Source organism: Micromonospora sp. NPDC047187, from assembly GCF_040643355.1.
Lineage (GTDB): Bacteria > Actinomycetota > Actinomycetes > Mycobacteriales > Micromonosporaceae > Micromonospora > Micromonospora salmantinae.
On sequence record NZ_JBEYUF010000013.1, the window covers coordinates 37,494 to 61,342 of the forward strand.

Annotated in this window: 19 protein-coding genes; 10 read left to right on the top strand and 9 right to left on the bottom strand. The window is 71.7% G+C overall.

The genetic code is table 11. From position 1 onward, the window contains the following. Positions 1-86: 86 nt before the first annotated feature. The 4 genes from ABZ794_RS20780 to ABZ794_RS20795 form a co-directional block, all read right to left on the bottom strand. Positions 87-2,561, bottom strand: coding sequence for an SMC family ATPase (locus ABZ794_RS20780; protein WP_238690925.1), 2,475 nt, complete (start codon positions 2,559-2,561; stop codon positions 87-89). Continuing rightward, entirely contained in the window at positions 2,561-3,709 is a 1,149-nt protein-coding gene (locus tag ABZ794_RS20785) for an exonuclease SbcCD subunit D (protein WP_112584988.1), read from the bottom strand. The genes ABZ794_RS20780 and ABZ794_RS20785 overlap by 1 nt, the downstream gene beginning before the upstream one ends. An 18-nt stretch (positions 3,710-3,727) precedes the next feature. Continuing rightward, positions 3,728-5,479, bottom strand: coding sequence for an ATP-binding protein (locus ABZ794_RS20790; RefSeq protein WP_210783180.1), 1,752 nt, complete (start codon positions 5,477-5,479; stop codon positions 3,728-3,730). Positions 5,480-5,627: 148 nt separating this feature from the next. Continuing rightward, the gene (locus ABZ794_RS20795; RefSeq protein ID WP_210783182.1) at positions 5,628-6,374 is read right to left on the bottom strand and encodes a pyrimidine reductase family protein; all 747 of its coding nucleotides are present in this window, start codon (positions 6,372-6,374) and stop codon (positions 5,628-5,630) included. 150 nt (positions 6,375-6,524) lie between these two features. On the opposite strand from ABZ794_RS20795, the gene ABZ794_RS20800 reads away from it, so the two are divergent. The 6 genes from ABZ794_RS20800 to ABZ794_RS20825 all read left to right on the top strand — a co-directional run bounded on the left by ABZ794_RS20800 (position 6,525) and on the right by ABZ794_RS20825 (position 13,173). Continuing rightward, positions 6,525-7,088 (top strand): plasmid pRiA4b ORF-3 family protein, encoded by a 564-nt coding sequence (locus tag ABZ794_RS20800; RefSeq protein WP_210783183.1) that lies wholly within the window; start codon positions 6,525-6,527, stop codon positions 7,086-7,088. 314 nt (positions 7,089-7,402) lie between these two features. Then, positions 7,403-8,692 (top strand): extracellular solute-binding protein, encoded by a 1,290-nt coding sequence (locus tag ABZ794_RS20805; RefSeq protein ID WP_210783184.1) that lies wholly within the window; start codon positions 7,403-7,405, stop codon positions 8,690-8,692. A 109-nt stretch (positions 8,693-8,801) separates the two neighbouring features. Continuing rightward, the gene (locus ABZ794_RS20810) at positions 8,802-9,773 is read left to right on the top strand and encodes a sugar ABC transporter permease (protein WP_210783186.1); all 972 of its coding nucleotides are present in this window, start codon (positions 8,802-8,804) and stop codon (positions 9,771-9,773) included. A 10-nt stretch (positions 9,774-9,783) separates the two neighbouring features. Beyond that, positions 9,784-10,626, top strand: a complete 843-nt coding sequence (locus ABZ794_RS20815; RefSeq protein WP_210783187.1) for a carbohydrate ABC transporter permease — start codon at positions 9,784-9,786, stop codon at positions 10,624-10,626. Beyond that, positions 10,623-12,044, top strand: coding sequence for a GH1 family beta-glucosidase (locus ABZ794_RS20820; protein ID WP_238690929.1), 1,422 nt, complete (start codon positions 10,623-10,625; stop codon positions 12,042-12,044). The genes ABZ794_RS20815 and ABZ794_RS20820 overlap by 4 nt, the downstream gene beginning before the upstream one ends. A gap of 82 nt (positions 12,045-12,126) precedes the next feature. Continuing rightward, positions 12,127-13,173: a LacI family DNA-binding transcriptional regulator gene (locus ABZ794_RS20825; RefSeq protein WP_210783191.1), complete on the top strand. Its 1,047-nt coding sequence runs from the start codon at positions 12,127-12,129 to the stop codon at positions 13,171-13,173. 29 nt (positions 13,174-13,202) lie between these two features. Here the strand turns inward: ABZ794_RS20825 and ABZ794_RS20830 are convergent, their stop codons facing one another. Further along, on the bottom strand, positions 13,203-14,414 hold the full coding sequence (locus ABZ794_RS20830) for an acyl-CoA dehydrogenase family protein (protein WP_357517032.1): 1,212 nt from the start codon (positions 14,412-14,414) through the stop codon (positions 13,203-13,205). After that, positions 14,414-15,493, bottom strand: coding sequence for a phosphotransferase family protein (locus tag ABZ794_RS20835; protein ID WP_357517034.1), 1,080 nt, complete (start codon positions 15,491-15,493; stop codon positions 14,414-14,416). The genes ABZ794_RS20830 and ABZ794_RS20835 overlap by 1 nt, the downstream gene beginning before the upstream one ends. Positions 15,494-15,644: 151 nt before the next feature. Here ABZ794_RS20835 and ABZ794_RS20840 point away from each other — a divergent pair, with 151 nt between their 5' ends. Together ABZ794_RS20840 and ABZ794_RS20845 are read left to right on the top strand one after the other, a co-directional pair. Next, positions 15,645-16,346, top strand: coding sequence for an amino acid-binding protein (locus ABZ794_RS20840; protein WP_238678849.1), 702 nt, complete (start codon positions 15,645-15,647; stop codon positions 16,344-16,346). Positions 16,347-16,435: 89 nt separating this feature from the next. Beyond that, positions 16,436-17,512, top strand: coding sequence for a GNAT family N-acetyltransferase (locus ABZ794_RS20845; RefSeq protein ID WP_357517035.1), 1,077 nt, complete (start codon positions 16,436-16,438; stop codon positions 17,510-17,512). 62 nt (positions 17,513-17,574) lie between these two features. Here the strand turns inward: ABZ794_RS20845 and ABZ794_RS20850 are convergent, their stop codons facing one another. Further along, the gene (locus ABZ794_RS20850; RefSeq protein WP_357517036.1) at positions 17,575-19,140 is read right to left on the bottom strand and encodes an aldehyde dehydrogenase family protein; all 1,566 of its coding nucleotides are present in this window, start codon (positions 19,138-19,140) and stop codon (positions 17,575-17,577) included. Positions 19,141-19,573: 433 nt separating this feature from the next. Here ABZ794_RS20850 and ABZ794_RS20855 point away from each other — a divergent pair, with 433 nt between their 5' ends. Then, positions 19,574-22,477: a glycoside hydrolase family 9 protein gene (locus tag ABZ794_RS20855; RefSeq protein WP_357517038.1), complete on the top strand. Its 2,904-nt coding sequence runs from the start codon at positions 19,574-19,576 to the stop codon at positions 22,475-22,477. A gap of 136 nt (positions 22,478-22,613) precedes the next feature. Further along, entirely contained in the window at positions 22,614-23,141 is a 528-nt protein-coding gene (locus tag ABZ794_RS20860; protein ID WP_238690934.1) for a DUF488 domain-containing protein, read from the top strand. Position 23,142: 1 nt separating this feature from the next. Here ABZ794_RS20860 and ABZ794_RS20865 read toward each other — a convergent pair whose 3' ends face one another. Both ABZ794_RS20865 and ABZ794_RS20870 read right to left on the bottom strand, forming a co-directional pair. Next, positions 23,143-23,649, bottom strand: coding sequence for a GNAT family protein (locus tag ABZ794_RS20865; protein ID WP_210783207.1), 507 nt, complete (start codon positions 23,647-23,649; stop codon positions 23,143-23,145). A gap of 4 nt (positions 23,650-23,653) precedes the next feature. Beyond that, positions 23,654-23,845, bottom strand: a complete 192-nt coding sequence (locus ABZ794_RS20870; RefSeq protein WP_238690935.1) for a hypothetical protein — start codon at positions 23,843-23,845, stop codon at positions 23,654-23,656. Positions 23,846-23,849 lie beyond the last annotated feature (4 nt).

Here is a 23,849-nt window from a genome sequence, read left to right on the forward strand (position 1 = left end):
GTCCCATCCGCGCTGCACCCCTCGCGCTCACCGGGCTGGCCCTTCGTTCGCGACTGCGGGGCTCCGCTGCGCTGCACTCCTCGCGCTCACCGGCCCGTCCGCTCCACGCGCGCGGACCGGGCATCCTTGCGCACCTCGAAGCGGACCGGGATCCGCTCGGCCAACGCCGGCACGTGGGTGACCACGCCGACCATCCGATCGCCCCGGGCCGCCAGGTTCTCCAGGGTCGCCGCCACCGTGTCCAGGGTGGCGGCGTCGAGCGTGCCGAAACCCTCGTCCAGGACGATCGACTCCAGGCTCGCCGCCGTGGTGGACATCCCCGCCAACTGCTCGGAGAGCGCCAACGCCAGCGCCAGCGACGCCTGGAACGTCTCACCCCCGGACAGGGTGCGCACGCCGCGACGCAGCCCCGCGTCATGGTGGTCGACCACCACGAACTCGCCCTTGTCGTGCACCAGCTCGTACTGCCCGGAGGACAACTCGCGCAGGATCCCCGACGCGCCGTCGACCAACAGGTCCAGCGCCTCGGCCAGCAACCACCGCTCGAAGTTGTTGGCCCGCAGGTGCCCGGCGAGCGCGCGCGCCACCTGCGCCTCCCGCTCGTGCCCCGCCCGCTGCTCGCGCAACGTCCCGGCCTGCTCGCGACGCTCGTGCAGCCGACGCCGGTCGGCGTCGGCCCGCTCCACCGCCACCGTCGCCGCGTGCACCGGGTCGTCCCCGACCGGCACGTCGGCGGCGGCGAAGATGCCCGTGATGGCCCGCTGCACGCCGTCGGCCACCGACTCGGCCTGCGCCACGGCGGCGGCCCGACCGGCCCGCTCGGCGCGGCGGCGGTCCGCCTCGGTGGTCGCCCACTCGGTCAGCGCCGCCCACGCGGCAGCCACGTCGTCCCGATCGGTCGCCGGTGGGCCGAACCGGGCCAACCCGTCCCGGGCGGTGTCAAAGGCCCGCCACGCCGCCCGCAGCCGCTCCTCGGCGGCGTCCACAGCGGCCCGGGCCTGCCGAGCGGCCTCGCGGCCGGCCCGGACCGCTGTCGCCGCCTCCTCCAACGCGCGTCGCAGCCGGGCGTGCTCCGCCAACTCCCGGCGCAAGACGGCCGGCTCGGCCGCACCGGAGAGCTGCCCGTTCAGCTCGGCCAGCCGGGCCTCCATCTGCTCCTGCCGGGCGCGCGCCTGCACCAGCAGCCGCTCCAGCTCCCGCGCCGCCGTGTCCCGCTCCTGCACCGTCGCCTGCGCGGCCTTTGTCGCGGCCCGCGCGGCCTTGCCCGCCGCCGTCGCGGCGGCCACCGCCGAATCGGCCGGCACCGCCGGCACCACGGCCACCGGCTGCTCACACACCGGGCACGCGGCACCGGCATGCAGGTGTACCCGCAGACTCACCGCCAGGTCGGTGGCCTTCGCCTCCTCGTGCGCCCGGAAGGCCGCCTCCAGCTCGACGTCGGCCCGCTCGGCGACCACCCGCGCGGCGGCCAACGCCGCCACCGCGGCCGCGTGCTCGTCACTCGCCGCGCGTACCGTCGCCCGGACCGTGTCGGCCTCGCCGGACAGCCGATCCCGATCGTCGTACGCCCGCAGTTGCAGTCGCAGCGCGCTCTCGTCACCGGCGGCGGCCAGCTCGCCGCGCAGCTTGTCCTCCCGCTCCTCGGCCAGCGACACCCCCGCCGCAGCCGCCTCGGCGTCGGCCCGCGCCGCCGCGACCGCGCGAGCGACAGCGGTCACCCCAGCCGGCGCGCGCACCCCGGTCAGCACTGTCAGCTCGTCGTCCAGCGCGGTCAGCGCCGCCGCGGCCTCCCGTGCGGTGACCCGGGCCGCAGCCAGCTCCGGCACCGCCTCGGCCACCGCGGCCGCCAGCTCGGCCATCCGCTCCACCCGGGCGTCGGCCTCGGCCAACGCCTCGTCGTCCACGCCGGTCAACCCGGCGAGCACCTGATCGACCGCCTCCAGCCGGGCCTCCGCCTGCGCGGCGCGCGCCGTCGCCTTCTTCTGCACGTCCTCGTAGACGCCGAGGCCGAGCAGGTTGACCAGGATCTGTTGCCGAGTCGCCGGCTTGGCGTGCAGGAAGTCGGCGAACTGCCCCTGTGGCAGCACCACGCAACTGGTGAACTGCTCGTACGGCAGCCCGACCGCCTCCAGCACCGCCTGCTCCATCTCGGCGGGGGTGCCGGCCACCACCTCGCCGAGATCGTCCGGGCTCAACCCGGTGTCCAGTTTGGTCACGTCGAAGCCGGCCGGCATCAGCTGCAACCCGGCGTTCGCGGTCTTCACGTTGCCCCGGCCGTCCCGGCGGACCACCCGGGTCGCCACGTACCGGGCGCCGCCGGACTCGAAGACCAACCGCACCCGCGCCTCGGTCGCGGACGGCGCGAGCGCGTTCGCCAACCCCCGGGCGCCACCCCAGCGGGGCACCATGCCGTAGAGGGCGAAGCAGATCGCGTCCAGCACCGTCGACTTGCCCGAACCGGTCGGGCCGATCAGCGCGAAGAAGTCGGCGTCGGTGAAGTCGACTGTGGTCTCGTCCCGGAAGACCGTGAACCCGGCCATGTCCAACCGCATCGGACGCATCAGTGCTCGACCTCCTCGAAAAGCTCGTCGAAGAGCTCCCGGACACCCTCGTCGGCGTGGCCCCGGCTGTCCAGGTAGTCGGCGAACAACTCCCGGGGCGAACGCCCCGACCGCTGGGCGATGCGCGCGCCGCTGCCCGGCGCGGCCAACAGCTCCGGGTCGATCCGGATCTCCAGGGCCCGGGGGAGCAGCTCCTGAACCTCCTCGCGCAGGCCGGCGCGGGGTTGCTCCCGCACGTACACCCGCAACCACGCGTCCGGTGCCTCGATCTCGGCGAGCTGGGCCAGGGTGCCCCGCACCGTCCGCAGCGCGCTCGCCGCCGTCACCGGCACCTCCCGCACCCGGGCGGCGGTGCTGGCCGTCACCTCGACCATCGTCACCGAGGGGATGTTCTCCTGCTCACCGAAGTCCACAGCGAGCGGACTGCCGCTGTACCGCACCGGGCAGGGGCCCGCGACCCGCTGCGCCCGGTGCAGGTGACCCAGCGCCACGTAGTGCGCGGTGGCCGGGAAGACGGTGGCCGGAACGGCGTAGCCCAACACGGTGTGCGCGTCGCGCTCGCCACCACCGGTCGCCGCGCCGGTCACCGTCAGGTGCGCGGTGACCAGGTGCACCCGGTCCGGTTCGGTGAAACCCTCGGTCAGTCGCCCCAGCACCCGGCCCAGGTGGTCGGCGTACGTCTGGTTGGTCTCCGCGGCGGTCAGCTCGTACATCTCCAACGCGCGCACCGCGTACCGCTGGGACAGGAACGGCAACGCGGCCAGCCGCCACCGCTCGCCACCGGCGGTGGTGCCGTCGATGACGTGCTCGTCCGGATTTTCCCGCACCCCGCCGCGCAGGGTGATGCCGGCGGCGTCGGCCCACGGGCGCAGCGCGTCCAGCGCCGGGCCGTTGTCGTGGTTGCCCCCGATCGCCACCACGTCCGCGCCGGTCCGCCGCAGCGCCGTCAACGCCCTGGTGACCAGGCGGGTCGCCTCCGAGCTGGGCGCGGCGGTGTCGTAGAGGTCACCGGCGACGATCACCAGATCCGGCTGTTCGGCACGGGCGATCTCGATCACCCCGGCCAGCACGGCCTTGTGCTCGTCGGCCCGGGACTGCCCCTTGAGCACCTTTCCCACGTGCCAGTCGGAGGTGTGCAGGATCTTCATCGCTGTGCCGGCCCCTAGCTAGAACGGGATGTCGTCGTCGGTGCCGCCGCCGGAGCCCACCACGGCGAACGGGTCGGCGGACTGGGTGATCGAGCGCAGCGTCTCCGATGGTGCCCGGCCCGCCTCGGAGACCCGGGTGGCCCAGGCCGGGAACGGGAACTCCAGGCAGAGCGGCACCGGGATGTCCGGCTGGTTGACGAACATGGTGCCCGGCTTGGCCAGCAACGCCCGCTGACGCTGCGCGGGCGGGAGGAAGCCGTACTCCGGGCGGGACGCCTCGGCCGGGTCGAGCCGGCCGACCACCCGGATCGCCGAGTTGGTGACGATCCGCCGCTCCACCTCGCTCGCCGTCTGCTGCGCGCCGATCAGGATCACCCCGAGCGAACGGCCCCGTTCGGCGATGTCCAGCAGGACCTCCTTGATCGGCGAGGAGCCCTCCCGGGGGGCGTACTTGTTGAGCTCGTCGAGGACGACGAAGAGCAGCGGCTTGGCGGTGCCGGACTTCTCCTTGCGCTCGAACTCGCTCTTGAGCGTCACACCGACCACGAACCGCTGCGCGCGGTCCGGAAGGTTGTGCAGGTCGACCACGGTGACCTGGGCCGACTCGCTCGTGTTGATCGAGTGGGGCCGGCGGGTGGCGAGGTCGCCACGGATCAGCCGGGCCAGGTCCTTCTTACTGCCGATCAACCGCCGGGCGAACGCGTTGACGGTGCCCAGCCCCACCGCGCTGCCCGCCCAGTCGGAGCGGGTCTCGTCGTCGTTGAGCTGATCGACGATGTGGTCGACCAGATCGCCGTAGGAGCCGAGCCGGACCCCGTCGATGCTCACCCCGCCGTCTGCGGGCTGGGCGTAACGGGCCAGGTGCGCGGCCACCGAGTGGACCACCATCGTGTACTGCTGGCGCTCGTCGTCGGCGTCGGCGAAGACGTACGGCAGCAGGCGGTCGGTGCAGAACTCGCTCAGCGTCCAGTAGAAGCTGTCGACGCCGGTGAGCCGGCTGCTCACATCCGGCGTGCCGGCCGAGTCGCCGGGGCGCGGCGGGGCGTACACCCGCACGTCGGGGAACGCGCCGGCGCTCAACCCGAGCTTCGCGTACGCCGCGCGGGTGGGCTCGTCGAGGCGGGTGTTGGGGTGGTCCAGGAAGAGCAGATCCTCACCCTTGACGTTGAAGATCAGCGCCTTGGCGTTGACCGCGTCGCCGCCCAGCACGCCGGAGCGGAACACCGAGTAGAGCAGGAACGTGGCGAAGCTGGTCTTGGTGGCCACCCCGGAGATGCCGGAGATGGAGACGTGCGCACCCCGACTGCCGTCGAGGAAGTCGGCGTTGAGGTAGACCGGGACCCCGTCGCGACCCATCCCCATCGGGATGCGCCGCTCCATCCGGTCGAAGTGCAGCGCGCGGGCCCGGGCGTCCCCCTCGGCCCGGTGCACCACCGCGCCCGGGGTCGGCGGCACGTACAGCTCGGGATCGACCCGGGTGGTGGTCACCTCGGCCGCCTCCTGCACCTGCGCGGGCAGCGTGCCGTCGGCGATGGCGAACACGTCGGACTCGAACTGCGCGCCCTCGTGCCGAGCGCGGACCTGGGTGACCACCCCGGCGATCGTCACCGGCTCCCGGTCCGGCAGCTCCCGTCGCGTGACCACGACGTCGTCGAGCTGGAGGTAACTGCCGGGCGCCACGGCCGTCCAGAACTGCAACGGGGTGGCGTCGGCGGTGCCCAGCACCCGCCCGACCACCTCGCCCGGGCTGTCGAGCTCGGCGTCGGTCATCGGGCGGCTCGGGTCGGTCGGGCATCACGGTCGGCGCGCATGCCCTGCATCCTGCCCGAGGAGTACGACAGGTCGCCACGCGACGCGGCGGACGACACCATGCGCCGTCACACTGACGACGGTGGGTGTGCGACCGGGCGACGGCGGGTCACGGACGGGCGTGGCGGAGCAGGAGGACGCCGTCCTCGGCGGCGAGCACGTGGCGCAGTGGCAGGTGCCGGGGAGGTGCGGCGTCTCCCGCGGTGATCCGGCCGGGGCCGGGCCCGGCCAGTAGCGGCGAGACGGTGAGGCACAGCTCGTCCACCAGGTCGGCGGCGGTGAGTGCGCCGAACAGGTGTGGGCCGCCCTCGCAGAGCAGTTGGGTGAGCCCGCGGCGGTGCAGCTCGGCGAGGCCGGCGGCCAGGTCGACCCGCTCGGCGCCGCAGCGCAGCACGTCGGCGACGTCGGTCAGCCCGGGCGGCGGATCGGCGGCGCTGTGGGTGAGCACCACCGGGCGGGTCGGCGCGTCGGCGAAGGCGGCCTGTGCCGGATCCAGGTCGAGCGAACCGGAGACGACCACCAGCGTCGGGTACTCGGTCAGCCCGTTCTCGCGACGCCAGGCGCGGCGGCGCTCGTTGAGCCGGACCGCCCGGTACCCCTCGTGGCGGAGTGTGCCGGCGGCCACGACCAGGGCGTCGCAGGTCATCCGCAGGAGGCCGAACACCCGCTTGTCCGGTTCGCCGGAGAGCCCGGCCGAGTAGCCGTCCACGGTGACCGCGCCGTCCAGGCTGGTCACGAAGTTCATCCGCAGTCGGGGCTCGTCGGCACGGCCGTAGAGGGCGGTCAGCGTGGCGTCGTCGAGCGGCTGCGTCGACGGCTCGGGCCAGAGCCGTCGGATCGGAATTCCGACGGTCATTCGCCGGCCGGACCGGTGACCGGAGGGGTGGGTTCGGCGGTACGGTGCTGGCAGTCGCACCAGTTCCGGCCCGGGCAGTCGTCGTGTCGCCGGGCCCGGCACGCTCGGCAGATCATGCTGGCAGCCTAAGCCGCGGGAGGACAGGACAGCATGTCGCGTCAGATCTTCCAGCTGAAGATGTCCCTCGCCGGGACCCGCCCGCCGGTGTGGCGCCGGGTGCTCGTGCCGGCCGGCTACACGCTGGACCGGCTGCACCGGGTGGTGCAGCACGCGATGGGTTGGCGGGACTGCCACCTGCACTCGTTCGAGATCGACGCGATGCAGTACGGCGAGCCGGACCCGGACGGGGAGTTGGCGTTGCACGACGAGCTGGACGTGCGGCTCGACGCGGTGCTCGGCAAGGGCAGCCGGTTCTCCTACACGTACGACTTCGGCGACTGGTGGGAACACGACCTGGTCGTGGAGGACGCGTTGACCGCCGACCCCGACGAGCGGTATCCGGTCTGCCTGACCGGCGAGCGGGCCTGCCCGCCGGAGGGTGTCGGCGGGCCGTTGGGCTACCAGGCGCTCCTGGAAGCCCTGGACGACCAGGACGCCACGGCCGACCCCGCCAGTTCCCGCCACGCGATGCTGCGCGACTGGGCGGGTTCGACCTTCGACCCGTCCCGATTCGACCCCACCCGCGCAACCACCCTCCTGCGCCGCTTCTGCTGACCGCCCCCGCCCGGCCCTCCGGGGCCGGGTGTTGTTGATCAAGAAGTTTGCGTCAGCGGCGCCACCTTTCCTGACCGAAACCTCTTGATCACCGAGGTAGGACGGGGGGTGTGGTTGGGGTTGGTGCGGTGGGAGTGGTCAGCGGTAACGATCTGGGAACGCTCCCAACGCCCTATTGACACTCCCGTTACCCGCCGGCAATCTCATGGGAGCGCTCCCGGAGGTGGTGTGTGTCACTCACGGACCCCGGCCCGGCGCGATGAGCACCCCCCACCACACACATCAGCCTCACCACCGGAAAGAGGGGTCAGCGAATGAGTGTCACCACGCGGCGTACCCGCCTGGCGGCCGCTGCCCTGGCCGCGATCACCGCGGTCAGCGGTCTCGCAGCCTGCGGCAACGACGACGACAAGCCGGCGGCCGGCGAGAAGCCGGCCAAGCTGGTCGTCGACACCTTCGGCGAGATGGGCTACGACGAGCTCGTCAAGCAGTACGAGAAGGACACCGGCATCAAGGTCGAGCTGCGCAAGACCGCGCAGCTCGGTGAGTACCGGCCGAAGCTGGTCCGCTACCTGGCCACCGGCAAGGGCGCGGCGGACGTCACCGCCCTGGAAGAGGGCATCCTCAACGAGTTCAAGCCCAACGCGCGCAACTGGGCCGACCTCACTCCGCTGGTCGCCGACCACTCGAAGGAATTCCTGCCCTGGAAGTGGGAGCTGGGCAAGGCGCCGGACGGCCGGCTGATCGGCCTGCCGACCGACGTCGGCAGCCTCGCCGTCTGCTACCGCAAGGACCTGTTCCAGGCGGCCGGCCTGCCCGCCGAGCGCGACCAGGTGTCGGCGCTCTGGCCGGACTGGAAGGGCTTCCACGACGCCGGTCTGAAGTACAAGCAGGGCAGCGGCGGCAAGGCGTTCATCGACTCGATCACCGCCGTCTCCAACGGGGTGCTCTTCCAGGGCAACGGTGACCTGTTCTACGACAAGGAAGACAACATCATCGCGGACACCAGCCCCGCGGTGAAGAACGCCTGGGACACCGCCACCTCGATGGCGGACATCTCCGCCAAGGCGTCCACCTGGTCGCCGGAGTGGTCGGGTGGCTTCAAGCAGGGCACCTTCGCGGCGACCTTCTGCCCGTCCTGGATGCTCGGCATCGTGTCGGACAACTCCGGTCCGGCCAACAAGGGCAAGTGGGATGTCGCGTCCGTGCCGGGCGGCGGCGGTAACTGGGGCGGCTCGTGGCTCGCGGTTCCGGCGCAGAGCAAGTACCCGAGCGAGGCGGCGAAGCTCGCCGAGTACCTGACCAACGCGAAGAGCCAGGTCGAGGCCTTCAAGCTCAAGGGCCCGCTGCCCACCAACCTGGAGGCGCTGAAGAACGACGCCTTCCTCAGCTACACCAACGAGTACTTCAGCAACGCGCCGACCGGCAAGATCTTCGGGGAGAGCGTCGCCAAGATCCAGCCGATCCACCTGGGCCCGAAGCACCAGGCGGTGAAGGAGAACGCGCTCGAGCCGGCCCTGCGGGCGTTCGAGAACGGGCAGGCCGACAAGGCCAAGGCCTGGGAGCAGTTCACGAAGGACGCCAAGACTCAGGGTGCCTTCTGAGTGATTCCCTGCCGGTGGCGTTCGGGGCTTCCCGGACGCCACCGGCCGGTCCCCTCCGCGTAGCGCCCTGCGCGAGGGCCCCCGGGCCTCGCCGGAAAAGGAAACTCGCATGAGCCTGTCGGCCACGACGGCACGGCCGTCGCCAGCAGCACCGCCTTCTCCCGACGTCGACCGCCGACGTCGACGGGGAAGGTTACTCAACCGCCTCGATGTCAAGTACTCGCCGTACCTCTACATCGCCCCGTTCTTCCTGATCTTCGGCTTATTCGGGCTGTACCCGATGCTGCGTACCGCCTGGATGTCGCTGCACGACTGGGACATGATCGGCGAGCACACGTTCATCGGCTTCGACAACTACACCCGGCTGGTGTCCGACGAGTACTTCTGGAACGCGCTGGTCAACACGTTCGGCATCTTCGCCCTGTCGACCATCCCGCAGTTGTTGCTCGCCCTCTTCCTGGCGAACCTACTCAACCGGACCCTCCTGCGCGCCAAGACCTTCTTCCGGATGGCCATCTTCATGCCGAACGTGGTGTCGGTGGCCGCGGTCGCGATCGTCTTCGGGATGTTGTTCCAGCGGGAGTTCGGCCTGTTCAACTGGCTGCTCAGCTTCGTCGGTGTCGACCCGGTCGACTGGGACGGGCACCGGTGGAGCTCCTGGACGGCCATCTCTTCCATGGTCAACTGGCGGTGGACCGGGTACAACACCCTGATCCTGCTCGCCGGCATGCAGGCGATCCCGAAGGACCTCTACGAGGCCGCGGAGATCGATGGCGCCAGCCCGTGGCGACAGTTCTGGCAGATCACCCTGCCCATGCTCAAGCCCACCTTCATCTTCGTGGTCATCCTGTCCACGATCGGCGGCATGCAGCTCTTCACCGAGCCCCTGCTCTTCGGCAACGGCAACATCATCGGCGGCAACCAGCGGGAGTTCCAGACGCTGGCCATGTACATGTACGAGATGGGCATCGTGAACCTGAACACCGCCGGCTACGGAGCAGCGGTTGCCTGGGCGATCTTCATGATCATCATCGTGGTGTCGCTGTTCAACTTCCTACTCGTCCGCCGCTCGGCGAAGTGAGGAGAGATCGATGATCTCGGCTTCCCAGCGCCTGTGGCGCACCAGCCCGCTGACCTACCTGGCGCTCGTCCTGGCGGCGCTGCTGTCGATCTACCCGTTCTACTACATGCTGGTGATCGGCAGTCGCAGCCTGGACAACATCAACGACGTGCCGCCGCCGCTGACCCCCGGTGGCGCGTTCGGTGACAACTTCGGGCGGGTGCTCGACAACGACGCCGCCAACTTCCTCACCGGCATGATGAACTCGATCATCGTCTCCTCGGTGGTCACCGTGTCGGTGGTGCTCACCGGTTCACTGGCGGGGTTCGCCTTCGCCAAGCTGAAGTTCCGGGGCAGCAACGCCCTCCTGCTGGCGATCATCGTCACCATGATGATCCCGACCCAGATGGGCCTCATCCCGCTCTGGTCCATGATGCAGGACCTGGGATGGTACGACACCCTCTACGCGGTCACCGTGCCGTTCCTGGTCAGCGCCTTCGGCGTGTTCATGATGCGGCAGTACGCCAGCCAGGCCATCTCCGACGAGCTGATCGAGGCCGGCCGCGTCGACGGGGCGAGCACGTTCCGGATCTACTGGAGCATCGTGCTGCCCGCGCTACGTCCCGCCGCCGGCGTGCTCGGTCTGCTGACCTTCATGGAGACCTGGAACTCGTTCATCTGGCCGTACGCCATCCTCACCCCGGAGAACCCGACCCTCCAGGTCTCGCTCTCCTTCCTCTCGTACGCCTACTACACCGACTACTCCCAGGTGTTCGCCGCCACGGCGATCGGCACCATCCCCCTGGTAATCGTCTTTCTCGTGTTCGGCCGCCAGATCATCGGCGGGATCATGGAAGGTGCCGTCAAGTCGTGAGCAACCCCGCCAGCCCACCCGCCGTCGACGTCCTCGACGAGCGCCCCGGGCTGACCTTTCCACCCGGATTTCTCTGGGGGGCCGCGACGGCGGCGTACCAGATCGAGGGGGCGGCGGCCGTGGACGGCCGCGCCCCGTCGATCTGGGACACCTTCAGCCACACCGAGGGTCGGGTCGTCGCCGGGCACACCGGGGACGTCGCGTGCGACCACTACCACCGCCTCGGCGACGACGTCGCGCTGATGGCCGAGCTGGGCCTGAAGTCGTACCGTTTCTCGGTCTCCTGGTCCCGGGTGCAGCCCACCGGCACCGGCGCGGCCAACCCGGGCGGCCTGGACTTCTACCGGCGACTGGTGGACGAGCTGCTGGCCAACGGCATCGAGCCGTGGCTCACCCTCTACCACTGGGACCTGCCGCAGCCGTTGGAAGACGCCGGCGGCTGGCCGGCGCGGGACACCGCCGCCCGGTTCGCCGACTACACGACGCTGGTGGCCGACGCGCTCGGTGACCGGGTGCGCTACTGGACCACGCTGAACGAGCCGTGGTGCTCGGCGTTCCTCGGCTACGGCTCCGGCGTGCACGCCCCCGGCCGCACCGACGGAGCGGACGCGGTGCGTGCCGGACACCACCTGATGCTCGGTCACGGCCTGGCCGTGCAGGCACTGCGGGCCGCCCGCCCGGCCGCCGAGGTGGGCGTGACCGTCAACCTCTACCCGGTCGACCCGGCCAGTGACAGTCCCGCCGACTCCGACGCCGCCCGGCGGATCGACGGCTTGGCCAACCGGTTCTTCCTGGATCCGCTATTGCGCGGGTCGTACCCGGAGGACCTGGTGGCCGACCTCAGCACGGTGACCGACTTCGAGCACGTGCGCGACGGCGACCTGGCGACCATCTCCACGCCGCTGGACCTGGTCGGGGTCAACTACTACAGCCGCCACGTGGTCGCCGCGCCGGTCGAGGGCGTGGCGGCCGACCCGGCCCCCTCGTGCTGGCCGGGCAGCGAGGACGTCCGGTTCGTCACCCGTGGCGTTCCGGTCACCGACATGGGCTGGGAGATCGACGCCCCGGGTCTGACCGAGACGCTGCGTCGGGTGAACGGCTACACCGACCTGCCCCTGTACGTCACCGAAAACGGTTCCGCGTTCGTCGACTCGGTGGTCGACGGGCAGGTCGACGACGTCGACCGGCTGGCCTACTTCGACGCCCACCTGCGCGCCGCCCACGAGGCGATCGACGCCGGAGTGCCTCTGCGGGGATACTTTGCCTGGTCGCTGATGGATAATTTCGAATGGGCCTGGGGTTACACCAAGCGGTTCGGCATGATCCACGTCGACTACGACAGCCAGGTTCGCACCCCCAAGTCCAGCGCCAAGTGGTACGCCTCGGTGATCCGGCGCAACGGTCTGGCCGCACAATAGGCTCGGGCCAGCCATCAGGACGGCCCCGGCGTCCACCTCTCGCAGGTGGCGCCGGGTCCGCCCGCCGTCGGAGGAGCAGACGATGACAACGCAGCGCACCCGGTCGCTCGGGCGCCCGACCCTCGACGCGGTCGCGGCGCGTGCCGGCGTCGGTCGGGGCACGGTCTCCCGCGTGGTCAACGGCTCGCCCCAGGTCAGCCCGGAGGCCCGGGCCGCGGTCCAACAGGCCATCGCAGAGCTGGGGTACGTGCCGAACCGGGCCGCCCGTGCGCTCGTCACCCAGCGGACCGACTCCGTCGCGCTGGTGGTGTCCGAATCCGGCGAGCGGGTCTTCACCGAGCCGTTCTTCGCCAGCATCGTGCGGGGGATCAGCTCCGGGCTGCTGGAGACGCCGATGCAGCTCTGGCTGGCCATGGCCCAGTCGCCGGTGGAACGGGAGCGGGTCGAGCACCACCTCACCAACCAGCACGTCGACGGCGTACTGCTGCTGTCGTTGCACGACTCCGACCCGCTGCCGACGTTGCTGGAGGAGCGCGGCCTGCCGGCCGTGCTCGGCGGTCGGCCCGCCCGGATGCTGCAACCCGGCGCCCAACCGGCCTGGTTTGTCGACGTGGACAACGTTGGCGGGGCCCGGCAGGCGGTGGAGTACCTGGCCCGGCAGGGGCGGCGGCGCATCGCCACCATCGCCGGAACGCAGGACATGGGCGTCGGCCTGGCCCGGCTGACCGGCTACACCGAGGCGGTCAAGGCCACCGGGGCCGGCGTCAACCCCGACCTGATCGCGTACGGCGACTTCAGCGAGGGCAGCGGCGCGGCCGCCATGCGTCGCCTGCTGGACGCCTGTCCGGACCTGGACGCGGTCTTCGTCGCCTCCGACCTCATGGCGTTCGGTGCGCTGCGTACCCTGCGCGAGGCCGGCCGGCGGGTGCCGCAGGACGTCGCGGTGATCGGCTTCGACGACGCGACGATCGCCCTGCGGGCGGAGCCGCCGTTGACCACTGTGTTCCAGCCGGTGGAGGAGATGGGCCGGCAGATGGCCCGCCTGCTGGTGGCCCGGATCCGTGGCGAGGAGCTACCCGCCTCCCACATCCTCCTGGACACCCAACTGGTCCATCGAGCCTCCGCCTAACCCACCACCACCCCCACACGGGAAGGGGGTTACGGGGTCCAGCGGCGGAGTTCGCGCTTGGCCAGGGAGTTGCGGTGCACCTCGTCGGGGCCGTCGGCGAGGCGCAGGGTGCGGGTTTGCGCCCAGAGGGCGGCCAGTGGCGTGTCCTGGCTGACACCGGCGCCGCCGTAGGCCTGGATGGCCTTGTCGATCACCCACTCCGCCATGGCCGGCGTGCCGATCTTGATGGCCTGGATCTCGGTGTGCGCGCCCTTGTTGCCGACGGTGTCCATCAACCAGGCCGTCTTGAGCACCAGCAGCCGGGCCTGCTCGATGCGGACCCGGGACTCGGCGATCCACTCCCGGACCACGCCCTGCTCGGCCAGCGGCCGGCCGAACGCGATCCGTTCGTTGGCGCGGCGGCAGAGCAGCTCCAATGCCCGCTCCGCCATTCCGATCAATCGCATGCAGTGGTGGATCCGGCCGGGCCCCAGCCGGGCCTGGGCGATGGCGAAGCCGGTGCCCTCGGCGCCGATCAGGTTCTCCGCTGGCACCCGGACCTCGGTGAAGTCGATCTCGGCGTGCCCGCCGTGAGAACCGTCGGTGTAGCCGAAGACGGTCATGCCCCGGCGCACTGTCACCCCGGGGGTGTCCCGGGGGACCAGCACCATGCTCTGCTGGCGGTGCCGGTCGGCGGCGGGGTCGGTCTTGCCCATCACGATGAAGATCTCGCAGCGCGGGTCCATGGCCCCGGACGACCACCACTTCCGTCCGTTGATCACGTACTCGTCGCCGTCGCGGGTGATCCGGGTGGCGATGTTCGTGGCGTCGGAGGACGCGACGTCGGGCTCGGTCATGCAGAACGCCGAGCGGATCTCACCCTCCAGCAGCGGCATCAGCCAGCGCTTCTGCTGCGCCTCCGAACCGAACTCGGCCAGCAGCTCCATGTTGCCGGTGTCCGGTGCCGCGCAGTTGACCGCCTCCGGCGCGAGGTGCGGGCTGCGCCCGGTCAGCTCGGCCAGGGGAGCGTACTGGAGGTTGGTCAGACCGGCGCCGTAGCGCGGGTCGGGCAGGAAGAGGTTCCACAGGCCGCGCTTGCGGGCCTCCGCCTTCAGCTCGGCCAACACCGGGGTACGCGACCACGGGTCCCCGGTGGCCACCTGCTCGGCGTGCACGGCCTCGGCCGGGTAGACGTGCTCGGTCAGGAACCGGGTCAGCTCGGCGCGCAGTTCCTCGGTCCGGCTGTCGTATGAGAAGTCCATCACCGCTCCCTGGCGGCGGTCAGCCCGTGCGCGACCAGCGGTGCCACCATCTCGCCGATCCGGTCGAAGCCCTCGCCGAGCGTCTGCCCGAGCGTGTGGCGGTAGTGGATGCCCTCGCAGATGACAGCGAGCTTGAAGCAGCCCAGCGCCACGTGCCAGTGCAGCGGCCCGACGTCGACATCGCTGCGACCGGCGTACCTGTCGATCAGCTCGCCGCCGGTGGGAAAGCCGGCGCGCGGGCCGAGCCCGTCGGCGACGGGGTTGCCCGCGGCGGTGTCGCTGCCACCGAGCACGTCCCAGTACGTCAGTAGTAGCCCCAGGTCGGCGAGGGGGTCGCCGAGGGTGGCCATCTCCCAGTCGAGCACCGCGTGCACGGCGACCGGGTCGGCCGAGGCGAGGAGGTTGTCCAGTCGGTAGTCGCCGTGCACGATCCGGCCGGCGTTCGCGCCCTCCGGGGCGGTCGCCGCGAGCAGGTCACGCAGCTCGTCGATGCCGGGCAGCGGGCGGCTGCGGGAGCGGTCGAGCTGCCCGGCCCAGCGGCGGACCTGCCGGGCGAGGTAGCCCTCGGGGCGGCCGAAGTCAGCCAACCCGACGCTGGACGGGTCGACGCTGTGCAGCGCGGCGAGCGTGTCCATCATCGCCATGGCGAGGGCCGGGCGACGCTCGTCGCCCAGTGGGTCGGTTTGCGCGCGGGTGCGGAACACCTCGCCGGGCATCCGCTCCATGAGGTAGAACGGCGCGCCGATCACCTCGGGGTCGGTGCAGAGCAGCAGCGCGCCCGGGACCGGCACCTCGGTCGGCGCCAGCGCCGAGATGACCCGGAACTCGCGTGCCATGTCGTGCGCGGTCGCCAGCACGTGCCCCAGCGGTGGGCGGCGCAGCACCACCTCGCGGTCGCCGAGGCGCAGCAGGTAGGTGAGGTTGGACTTGCCGCCCGCGATCAGCTGGGCGCGCAGCGGCCCGACGGCCAGCTCGGGTCGGTGCGTTGCCAGATGGTCGGCGAGACGGTCCAGGGCCAGCCCCGCCGGGGAGACGGAATCGGCCCTCGGCCGTGACGCGTCGACGGCCGGATCGCTCATCCGACTAGTTGATGGCAGCCCGCTCACGTTGTCAAGGTCAGAATTTCCGCTCGGGACATGCCCCTGCAACAGGGACGAAATGGTCAACTACCAGGCTGGGGTCAGCCTGCCGGCCGCTCTTTTTGCCGGCCCGCCGAGCGGAGGGACAGACATGTTGCTGCGAGTTCGGGTCACCCTGCCGGACCGTCCGGGCACCCTCGGTCAGGTCGCCCGCACCTTGGGCGTCTCCGGGGCGGACATCGTCCAGGTGGTGGTCCTCGAACGGCTCGGCGGGCGTGCCGTGGACGACTTCACTGTCGTCTGGCCGGGCGCGGCGCGGGTGGAGCGGCTGCTGGCTGGCCTCGCGGCGATCCCCGGAGTGCGGGTGGACGGTGTGTGGCGGGCGATCGGCGCGCCCACCACCACCGGCCAGGACGCGGAGCTGTTGGCCCAGGTCGCGGCCAACCCGGCCGACGGGTTGGCCACCCTGGTCGACGCGGTGCCGGGGCTGCTGGCCGCCGACTGGGCCGTGGCCGCCGTGGTGCCGGTCGACTGGGCCTCGCGGAGCGGGGGCGGTGGGGCGACAGTGGGGCACGCGAGCTGGCGTGCCCCCGTACCCCCGCGGTTGCCGGAGGTGACCCCGCTGCGCGGCCGGTCGATGACCACACCCGACGGCACCCACCACGCGATCGCGCCGTTCGGCCGGGCGGGCCTGGTGCTGGTGGTGGCCCGTGAACGCAGCGAGACCCTCTCCGCCGCGGCGTTCCACAGCACCGAGGTGGATCGGCTCACCCAGCTCGTCCGCGCCTGCGCGGTGATCCTCGGTGACCGACTCGATCTCGTCGGCGCGCCGCCGGTGGTCGCCGGCCCCTGAGCGACCCGAGGAGTTCCCGGGCCGACACCGCCGGGCAACCGGGCGGCAACAGGCGGGGATGAGGCTCTTACCGGGGAAGGGAGCCAACCATGACGTTGTGGCGGATCCGAGCGACTGTGGACGACCGACCGGGTTACCTGTCGGTGCTCACGGCGAGCCTCGCGCTGCGTGGGGTCAACATCCTCACCGTGCAGGTGCAGCCCACCGAGCAGGGCGCGGTGGACGATTTCCTGGTCGACGCGCCGGACGCGCTCGACGAGGCCGAGCTGATCGCCGCGGTCGAGCGTGGTCGGGGCCGGGACTGCTGGGTGGCGCGCAGTGAGGCGCGTGGTCTGGCCGACCAGCCCACCCGGGTGCTCGGGCTGGCCAACCGGCTGGTGCGTGACCCGGACGCGACGGGCGAGGCGTTGCAGACCCTGCTCGCCGCCGACGTCGTCAGTTGGCGACCGGCGTCGGTGGGCGGCGAGCGGGGGATCACCGGGGCCGCCATGCTGTTGGCCGACCCGGCGGGCGGTTCGTTCGCGCTGCGCCGGGCCGCGCCCGACTTCACCCCGGCGGAGTACGCGCGGGCGCAGGCCCTTGTCGAGCTGGCCGCCACAGTGGCGCGCCGGGCCGCCGAGCAGGTCACAGTGGTGCTGCCCGACGGCGCGGAGGTTGCCGTCCGGCCAGCCAGCGCCCACGATCTGTCCGGCGTGGCGGAGCTGCACGAGGCGTGCTCACCCCGTACGCGGCAGCGGCGTTACCTGGGCGGCGCGGCGCTGCCGCAGCCGGCCCGCCTGCGTCGACTGCTGGAGCCGAGCCGAGGGCTGACGCTGATCGCCAGCACCACCGGCGCCGACGGCACTGCCGAGTCGGTGGTCGCCATGGCGAACCTGCTCGGCGAGGGCGACGAGGCCGAGGTGGCGCTGCTGGTGCGAGACGACTGGCAGCGGCGCGGGCTCGGCTCGGCGTTGCTGCGCCGGGTGGTCCAGCACGCCGACCGGTCCGGGTACGCGGCGCTGGTGTTGCACGTGCAGGCCACCAACGACCCGATGCTGCGTACGCTGCACCGGCTGGGCCGGCCCGCCGCGACGGAGCGCGACGGCGGGCTGCTCACCCTCACCGTCCCGCTCGCTGTCGCCGCGCCGGCGGACCGGAAGGCCGCGTTCGTCACGCCGGGCGTCTAGGGCCCGACGAGGGCCCCTTGTGCGCGCCAGCGTCCACAAGGGGGCCTCTCCCGTTGCGGTGCTCAGGTGGTGGGGTAGCTGTTGTAGTCGGGGAAGTTGCCGTAGAGCCGCCTGTCGCCGCCGACGGTGACTGCCTGCACCAGCAGGTCGCCGCCGACGAACGCGCCCTTCCAGGAGGCGCCCCGGCCGCCGAACGGTTCGTCCCGGTCACCGCGTGAGCGTGGTTTGTTGATGCCCACCTTGAACGCCTGAAGGTCCACGGCGAGCTTGCCGGCCTCGTCGGTGTCGTCGCAGGCCAGCGACGCCACCAGCGCGCCGTTGGAGGCGTTCATGGCGGCCAGCAGCTCGTCGGTGGTGTCCACCACGACGATCGTGTCGACCGGACCGAACGGCTCGGCGTGCATCAGCCGGGACCGTCCGGGCGGGGCGAGCAGCACCGACGGTGCCACGTACGCCGAGGTGTCCTGCCCGGGCAGGAACGGCGCGCCGGTGAGCTTGCCCCGGTGCAGTGGGATCGCCCCGCCGCGGACCGCCTCGTCGACAGTGCGGCGTAGCTCGTCGGCCTTGGCGGCGCTGATCAGCGGACCGAAGTCCAGCTCGGGCAGCGGGTCACCGGTGGCCCAGTCGTCGCCGACGGCGAGCGGGTGACCGAAGCGGACCGAGCGGACGACCGGCAGGTACATGTCGAGGAATTCGTCGACCAGGTCGCGTTGCACCACGAACCGGGGGTACGCGGTGCAGCGCTGCTTGCCGTACTCGAAGCCCTTCCTGAGGTGCGTGGCGAGTAGGTCCCACTGGGAGAAGTTCCAGATGCCCCAGGCGTTGAGACCTTCCTGCTCGATGAAGTGCCGCTTGTCGCTGTCGAGCAGCGCGGCGGCCACCTTGCCGCCGTTGGACCGACCGCCGACGAACGCCACAGCGCCGATCTCGGGTGCCCGGACCAGCACCTCGGACAGCTCCCCGCCGCTGCCGGAGACGAGTGTGGCGGGCAGCCCGGCCCGGCGCATCAGCGCGTGCGCGACGGTCAGGCACACCGCGCCGCCCTGGGACGGAGTCTTGGCGATGACCGCGTTGCCGGCCAGGAGCTGCACCAGCTCGGCGTGCACCAGCACGCTCATCGGGTAGTTCCACGACGCGATGTTGCTGACCGGGCCGGGCAGCGGCTCGCGGCCGTCGGCGAGCATCCGGTCGATCTCGCCCGCGTACCAGCGGACGCCGTCGAGCGCCCGGTCCACGTCGGCGCAGGCCAGCCGCCACGGCTTGCCGATCTCCCACACCAGCAGCAGGGCGAGCAGGTCGCGGTGGGCGGTGAGCGAGTCCAGGGCCTCGGCGACCCGGGCCTTGCGGTCGGCCAGCGGGGTCTGGGCCCAGGCCCGGTGCGCGGCGGCGGCGTGGGCGACCGCGGCGCGCGCGGTGGTCGCGTCGACCCGGGGCAGGTTGATGAGGACGGTGTTGTCCACCGGGGTGCGGACCGGGGTGGGCTGGCCGACCGCCCGCCATTCGCCCTCGACCAGGTTGTGCAGTGTGGTGACGCCGTCTACCTCGGCGCCGAACGCCTCCGGGGTGGCGGCCACCGCGCGGGTCAGGATGTCGGTCCAGGCGGTGTCGTCGGCGAGTCGTGGTGCCATCGCTTCTCCTCAGGGTTGACCAGGGAGCGGCGGCGTCGACGGCACCGCTGGTGAGCGGTACTGTCTCGCGCTTGGTAGTGGGTCAGCAACAGTACGTTCGTCTGGCTGGCCGCCGGAGCGCTCGAACACCGCGACAGTCTTCGCGGAGGCTCCCGTCGTGAGCTGCGCAAACGGCGAGCACTAATCGAAGTGCGTCGATGGTGTGAAATGGTCCGCACTGGTTACTCGCGAGTACGGAAGCGGCGTCGCACGCACCGGCCCCGGTTGGCAGGCTTCCCAACCAGCGACCCGCCCATTACATTGTCGGTTATCCATGGGAGCGCTTCCATGACCCGTGGTCACACCGCCACCCCGCTGTCGCCGGTGGCCGTGCCGCCCGTACGCCGTCCCGCGTCGGTGCGACCGCCGGCGGCGCCTCCGACAGGAGTCCGCCATGCGCCACCTGACCCGGCCGTTCAGCGGCCAGCCCGGCCGGTCGCCGGCCGCCGACCAGCCCTGGCCGCGGCGGCTGCTGGCCCTCGGCGTCGCGCTGCTCACCGGCGCGTCCCTCGCGGTGACCGCGCCACCGTCCGGGCCCGCCGCTGCCGCGCCGGCGGCGACCTACAACTACGCCGAGGCGTTGCAGAAGTCGCTGCTCTTCTACGAGGCGCAGCAGTCCGGTCGACTGCCCGACTGGAACCGGGTCTCCTGGCGCGGAGACAGCGCCCTCACCGACGGCGCCAGCGCGGGTGTGGACCTCACCGGCGGCTGGTACGACGCCGGCGACCACGTCAAGTTCGGTTTCCCGATGGCGTTCAGCGCCACGATGCTCGCCTGGGGCGCTGTCGAGTACCGCAGCGGCTACACCTCCTCCGGGCAACTGCCGCACCTGCTCAACAACCTGCGCTTCGTCAACGACTACTTCATCAAGGCACACCCGTCGGCAAACGTCCTCTACGGACAGGTCGGCAAGGGCGACGACGACCACAAGTGGTGGGGTCCGGCCGAGGTGATGCCGATGGCGCGGCCCGCGTACAAGATCGATGCGAGCTGTGGCGGCGCGGACCTGGCGGGGGAGACGGCGGCCGCGATGGCCGCCTCCTCGATGGTGTTCCGGCCCACCGACGCCGCCTACGCGGACAAGCTGCTCGGGCACGCCCGGCAGCTTTACACCTTCGCCGACACGGTGCGGAAGGCCTACCACGAGTGCATCACCGACGCCACCAGCTTCTACCGCTCGTGGAGCGGCTGGCAGGACGAGCTGGTCTGGGCCGCGATCTGGCTGCACCGGGCCACCGGCGAGGCCAGCTACCTGACCAAGGCCGAGAGTGAGTACGACAAGCTCGGCACGGAGAACCAGTCCACCACCCGCTCCTACAAGTGGACCATCGCCTGGGACAACAAGCAGTTCGGCGCGTACGTGCTGCTGGCCAACCTGACCGGCAAGCAGAAGTACGTCGACGACGCCAACCGGTGGCTGGACTACTGGACCGTCGGCGTGAACGGGCAGCGGGTTCCGTATTCGCCCGGCGGGATGGCGGTGCTCGACTCCTGGGGCGCGCTGCGCTACGCCGCGAACACCTCCTTCGCCGCGCTGGTCTACAGCGACAAGACCACCGACACCACCCGCAAGGCGCGCTACCACGACTTCGCCGTCCGGCAGATCAACTACGCGCTCGGCGACAACCCCCGTAACTCCAGCTACGTCATCGGGTTCGGCGCCAACGCACCGAAGAACCCGCACCACCGCACCGCACACGGCTCCTGGTGGGACAGCCAGACCGTGCCGGTGGAGACCCGGCACACCCTCTACGGCGCGCTGGTCGGCGGCCCGTCCTCGGCCAACGACGCGTACAGCGACAGCCGCTCGGACTACGTGATGAACGAGGTGGCCACCGACTACAACGCCGGCTTCACGTCCGCGCTGGTTCGGCTGACCTCCGAGTACGGCGGCACGCCGCTGGCGAACTTCCCGGTCGCCGAGACGCCGGACATCGACGAGCTGACAGTCGAGACCACTGTGACGCAGGCCGAACCTCGGGCCACCGGGCTCAAGGTGATGGTCTACAACAAGTCCGCGTTCCCGGCCCGCGCGCTGACCGACGGCCGGTTCCGGTACTACTTCCGGCCCGACGGCACCGGCCCGGTGCAGGTCACCGCCGGCTACACCCAGGGCTGCCCGTCCCCGACCACTGCCAAGCAGTTCAGCGGCGACATCTGGTACGTCGAGGTGGACTGCGCCGGGCACACCATCGCCCCGGCGGGTCAGTCGCAGCACCGGATGGAGGTCCAGTTCAAGATCGGTGTGCCGGAGGGCGGCACCTGGGACCCGACAAACGACCCGTCGTACCAGGCCACCGCCGGGCCCAACCGGAAGGTGCCGCTCTACTCCGGCGCCACCCGCGTCTGGGGCGAGGAGCCGGGCCCGGTCGTACCGGACACCACCAAGCCGACCGTCCCCGGCACCCCGGTGGCGTCCAACCTCGGCCCCCGCACTGTCACCCTGACCTGGGCGCCGTCCACTGACAGCGGCGGCAGCGGCCTCGCCGGGTACGACGTCCGCGAGTTCATGGTCGGTAACGACGTGGTGGCGACCCGACGGGTCACCGAGAACTCGATCACCATCACCACGCTGCTGCCGGAGCGGACGTTCGAGTACACCATCGTGGCTCGCGACGGCGCGGGCAACGAGTCGGCCGCCTCGCCGAAGCTCAGCGTGACCACGCCACCGACCGGCACCGCCGACACCACACCGCCGAGCACCCCCGGCACGCCGGTCGCCTCGGCCGTCACCGCCACCGGGCTCACACTGGCCTGGACCCCGTCGACCGACAACGTGGGCGTCACCGGTTACCGGGTCTACCGCGAGGCCGGCGCCACCGACGCGCTGGTCGGCTCGCCGACCGGCACCACCCAGGCGGTGTCCGGATTGACCGCCTCGACCGCGTACCAGTTCTACGTGGTGGCCGTGGACGCGGCGGGCAACACCTCTGCGGCGTCCACGCCGGTCGCGGTGACCACAGCGGCCCCGCCGGTCGGCGGCACCTGCACGGTCGGGTACGCCACCACCGACTGGGGCAGCGGCTTCACCGCCAACGTGTCGATCACCAACACCGGCACCACCGCGATCAACGGTTGGACCCTACGGTTCAGCTTCCCCGGTGGGCAGAGCGTCAGTCAGGGCTGGTCGGCGACGATCAGCCAGAGCGGGGCGGCGGTCACCGCCACGAACCTGTCCTACAACGGCACGATCGCCCCGGGCGCGTCGGTGAGCTTCGGCTTCAACGGCACGTACAGCGGCGCCAACCCGAAACCGACAGCCTTCACCGTCAACAACACCCAGTGCGCCATCGCCTGACCGACACCGCGACGAGATCTTGGACAGTTACCGCTCGCGGGCTCGCGGGCGGCAACTGTCCAAGATCCGCGGCGCCCGGCCGTCGCGGGCGGACTCGGGTGGGATAGGTCGGCGGAATTCCGGGCAAGCCAACACCGTGCGGGAGTTGCTGACCGTCGGGCACGGCGGCGCCGATCGGGGCCGGCTGGGAGAGTTGCTGACCGGAGCCGGGATCGCCCAGGTGGTGGACGTGCGGCGATACCCAGCCAGCCGCACCAACCCGGACGTCCGCCGCGAGGAACTCGAACGGTGGCTGCCCGAGTGGGGCGTCGACTACCGCTGGGAGCCGCGGCTCGGCGGACGACGCCACGTCCCCGCCGGGGAGCCGGAGCCGGACACCTGGTGGACGGTCGCGGCGTTCCGGGCGTACGCCGCCCACACGCGGACGGCCGAGTTCGACGACGCGCTCGCCGAGGTGCTCGCCGGGGTGGACCGTCGGACCACCGCGATCATGTGCAGCGAGAGCGTGTGGTGGCGCTGCCACCGGCGGTTGATCGCCGACGTCGCGACGCTGGGCGGCGGAGTCCCCGTGGCGCACCTGATGCCGGACGGCCGCATCAGCCCGCACCGGCCGGCCGAGGGCGCCCGCCGACTGCCCGACGGCCACCTGCTGTGGGACGCCTGAGTCACTCCACCAGGTCGTCGGCGAGCAGGTCCATCAACAGGCCGTCGTGCCAGCGGCCGTCCGCGCCACGCTCGTAGCGGCGCAGCACCCCCACCGGGCGGAAACCAACCTTCGCGTACGCCCGGATGGCGGCGCTGTTCGCCGCGGCCGGGTCGATGGTGAAGCGGTGGTGGCCGTACTCGTCGATCAGGTGTCGGGCCAGGGTGCGGATGGCGTCACCGCCGAGGCCGGCGCCGCGCTCCTCCGGGTCGAGGAAGACGTCCAGGCTGGCGTGCCGGTAGTCCGGGTCCGCCTCGGCGTACCACTGGATCGCGCCGATCACCCGGCCGTCGTGCTCGATCGCGTACACGTGCAGGTCGTCGTCGGCGAGGTCGGCGCGCACGGAGTCGGCCAGGTCGTCGCCGCCCCGCCACCACCTGCGTACCTCCGGGTCGGCCCGGATCGCCGCGAGGGCCGGCACGTCCGCGACCGTCGCCGGTCGTAGTGTCACCGCCCGCCCCCGCAGCACCGGCTCAGCCCCGGATCTCGCCGTGCTCGACGCAGACCGCCGCCCAGCCCACCGGCAGCACCTGCACCTTCATCCGGCGACGGCAGCGTGGGCAGAACCGGGGCGGCTCCAACTGACGGGCCGACGCGCAGGCCGGATGGGCGGTGGCCGTCGCCGACTCACCGCACCGGTCACACCACAGCTCCGTCGTCGTCATTGTC

Coding starts and splice junctions, on each gene's coding strand:
- ABZ794_RS20780 (WP_238690925.1), bottom strand. CDS start 2,561: ATGCGTCCGATGCGGTTGGACATGGCCGGGTTCACGGTCTTCCGGGAC.
- ABZ794_RS20785 (WP_112584988.1), bottom strand. CDS start 3,709: ATGAAGATCCTGCACACCTCCGACTGGCACGTGGGAAAGGTGCTCAAG.
- ABZ794_RS20790 (WP_210783180.1), bottom strand. CDS start 5,479: ATGACCGACGCCGAGCTCGACAGCCCGGGCGAGGTGGTCGGGCGGGTG.
- ABZ794_RS20795 (WP_210783182.1), bottom strand. CDS start 6,374: ATGACCGTCGGAATTCCGATCCGACGGCTCTGGCCCGAGCCGTCGACG.
- ABZ794_RS20800 (WP_210783183.1), top strand. CDS start 6,525: ATGTCGCGTCAGATCTTCCAGCTGAAGATGTCCCTCGCCGGGACCCGC.
- ABZ794_RS20805 (WP_210783184.1), top strand. CDS start 7,403: ATGAGTGTCACCACGCGGCGTACCCGCCTGGCGGCCGCTGCCCTGGCC.
- ABZ794_RS20810 (WP_210783186.1), top strand. CDS start 8,802: ATGAGCCTGTCGGCCACGACGGCACGGCCGTCGCCAGCAGCACCGCCT.
- ABZ794_RS20815 (WP_210783187.1), top strand. CDS start 9,784: ATGATCTCGGCTTCCCAGCGCCTGTGGCGCACCAGCCCGCTGACCTAC.
- ABZ794_RS20825 (WP_210783191.1), top strand. CDS start 12,127: ATGACAACGCAGCGCACCCGGTCGCTCGGGCGCCCGACCCTCGACGCG.
- ABZ794_RS20830 (WP_357517032.1), bottom strand. CDS start 14,414: ATGGACTTCTCATACGACAGCCGGACCGAGGAACTGCGCGCCGAGCTG.
- ABZ794_RS20835 (WP_357517034.1), bottom strand. CDS start 15,493: ATGAGCGATCCGGCCGTCGACGCGTCACGGCCGAGGGCCGATTCCGTC.
- ABZ794_RS20840 (WP_238678849.1), top strand. CDS start 15,645: ATGTTGCTGCGAGTTCGGGTCACCCTGCCGGACCGTCCGGGCACCCTC.
- ABZ794_RS20845 (WP_357517035.1), top strand. CDS start 16,436: ATGACGTTGTGGCGGATCCGAGCGACTGTGGACGACCGACCGGGTTAC.
- ABZ794_RS20850 (WP_357517036.1), bottom strand. CDS start 19,140: ATGGCACCACGACTCGCCGACGACACCGCCTGGACCGACATCCTGACC.
- ABZ794_RS20855 (WP_357517038.1), top strand. CDS start 19,574: ATGCGCCACCTGACCCGGCCGTTCAGCGGCCAGCCCGGCCGGTCGCCG.
- ABZ794_RS20870 (WP_238690935.1), bottom strand. CDS start 23,845: ATGACGACGACGGAGCTGTGGTGTGACCGGTGCGGTGAGTCGGCGACG.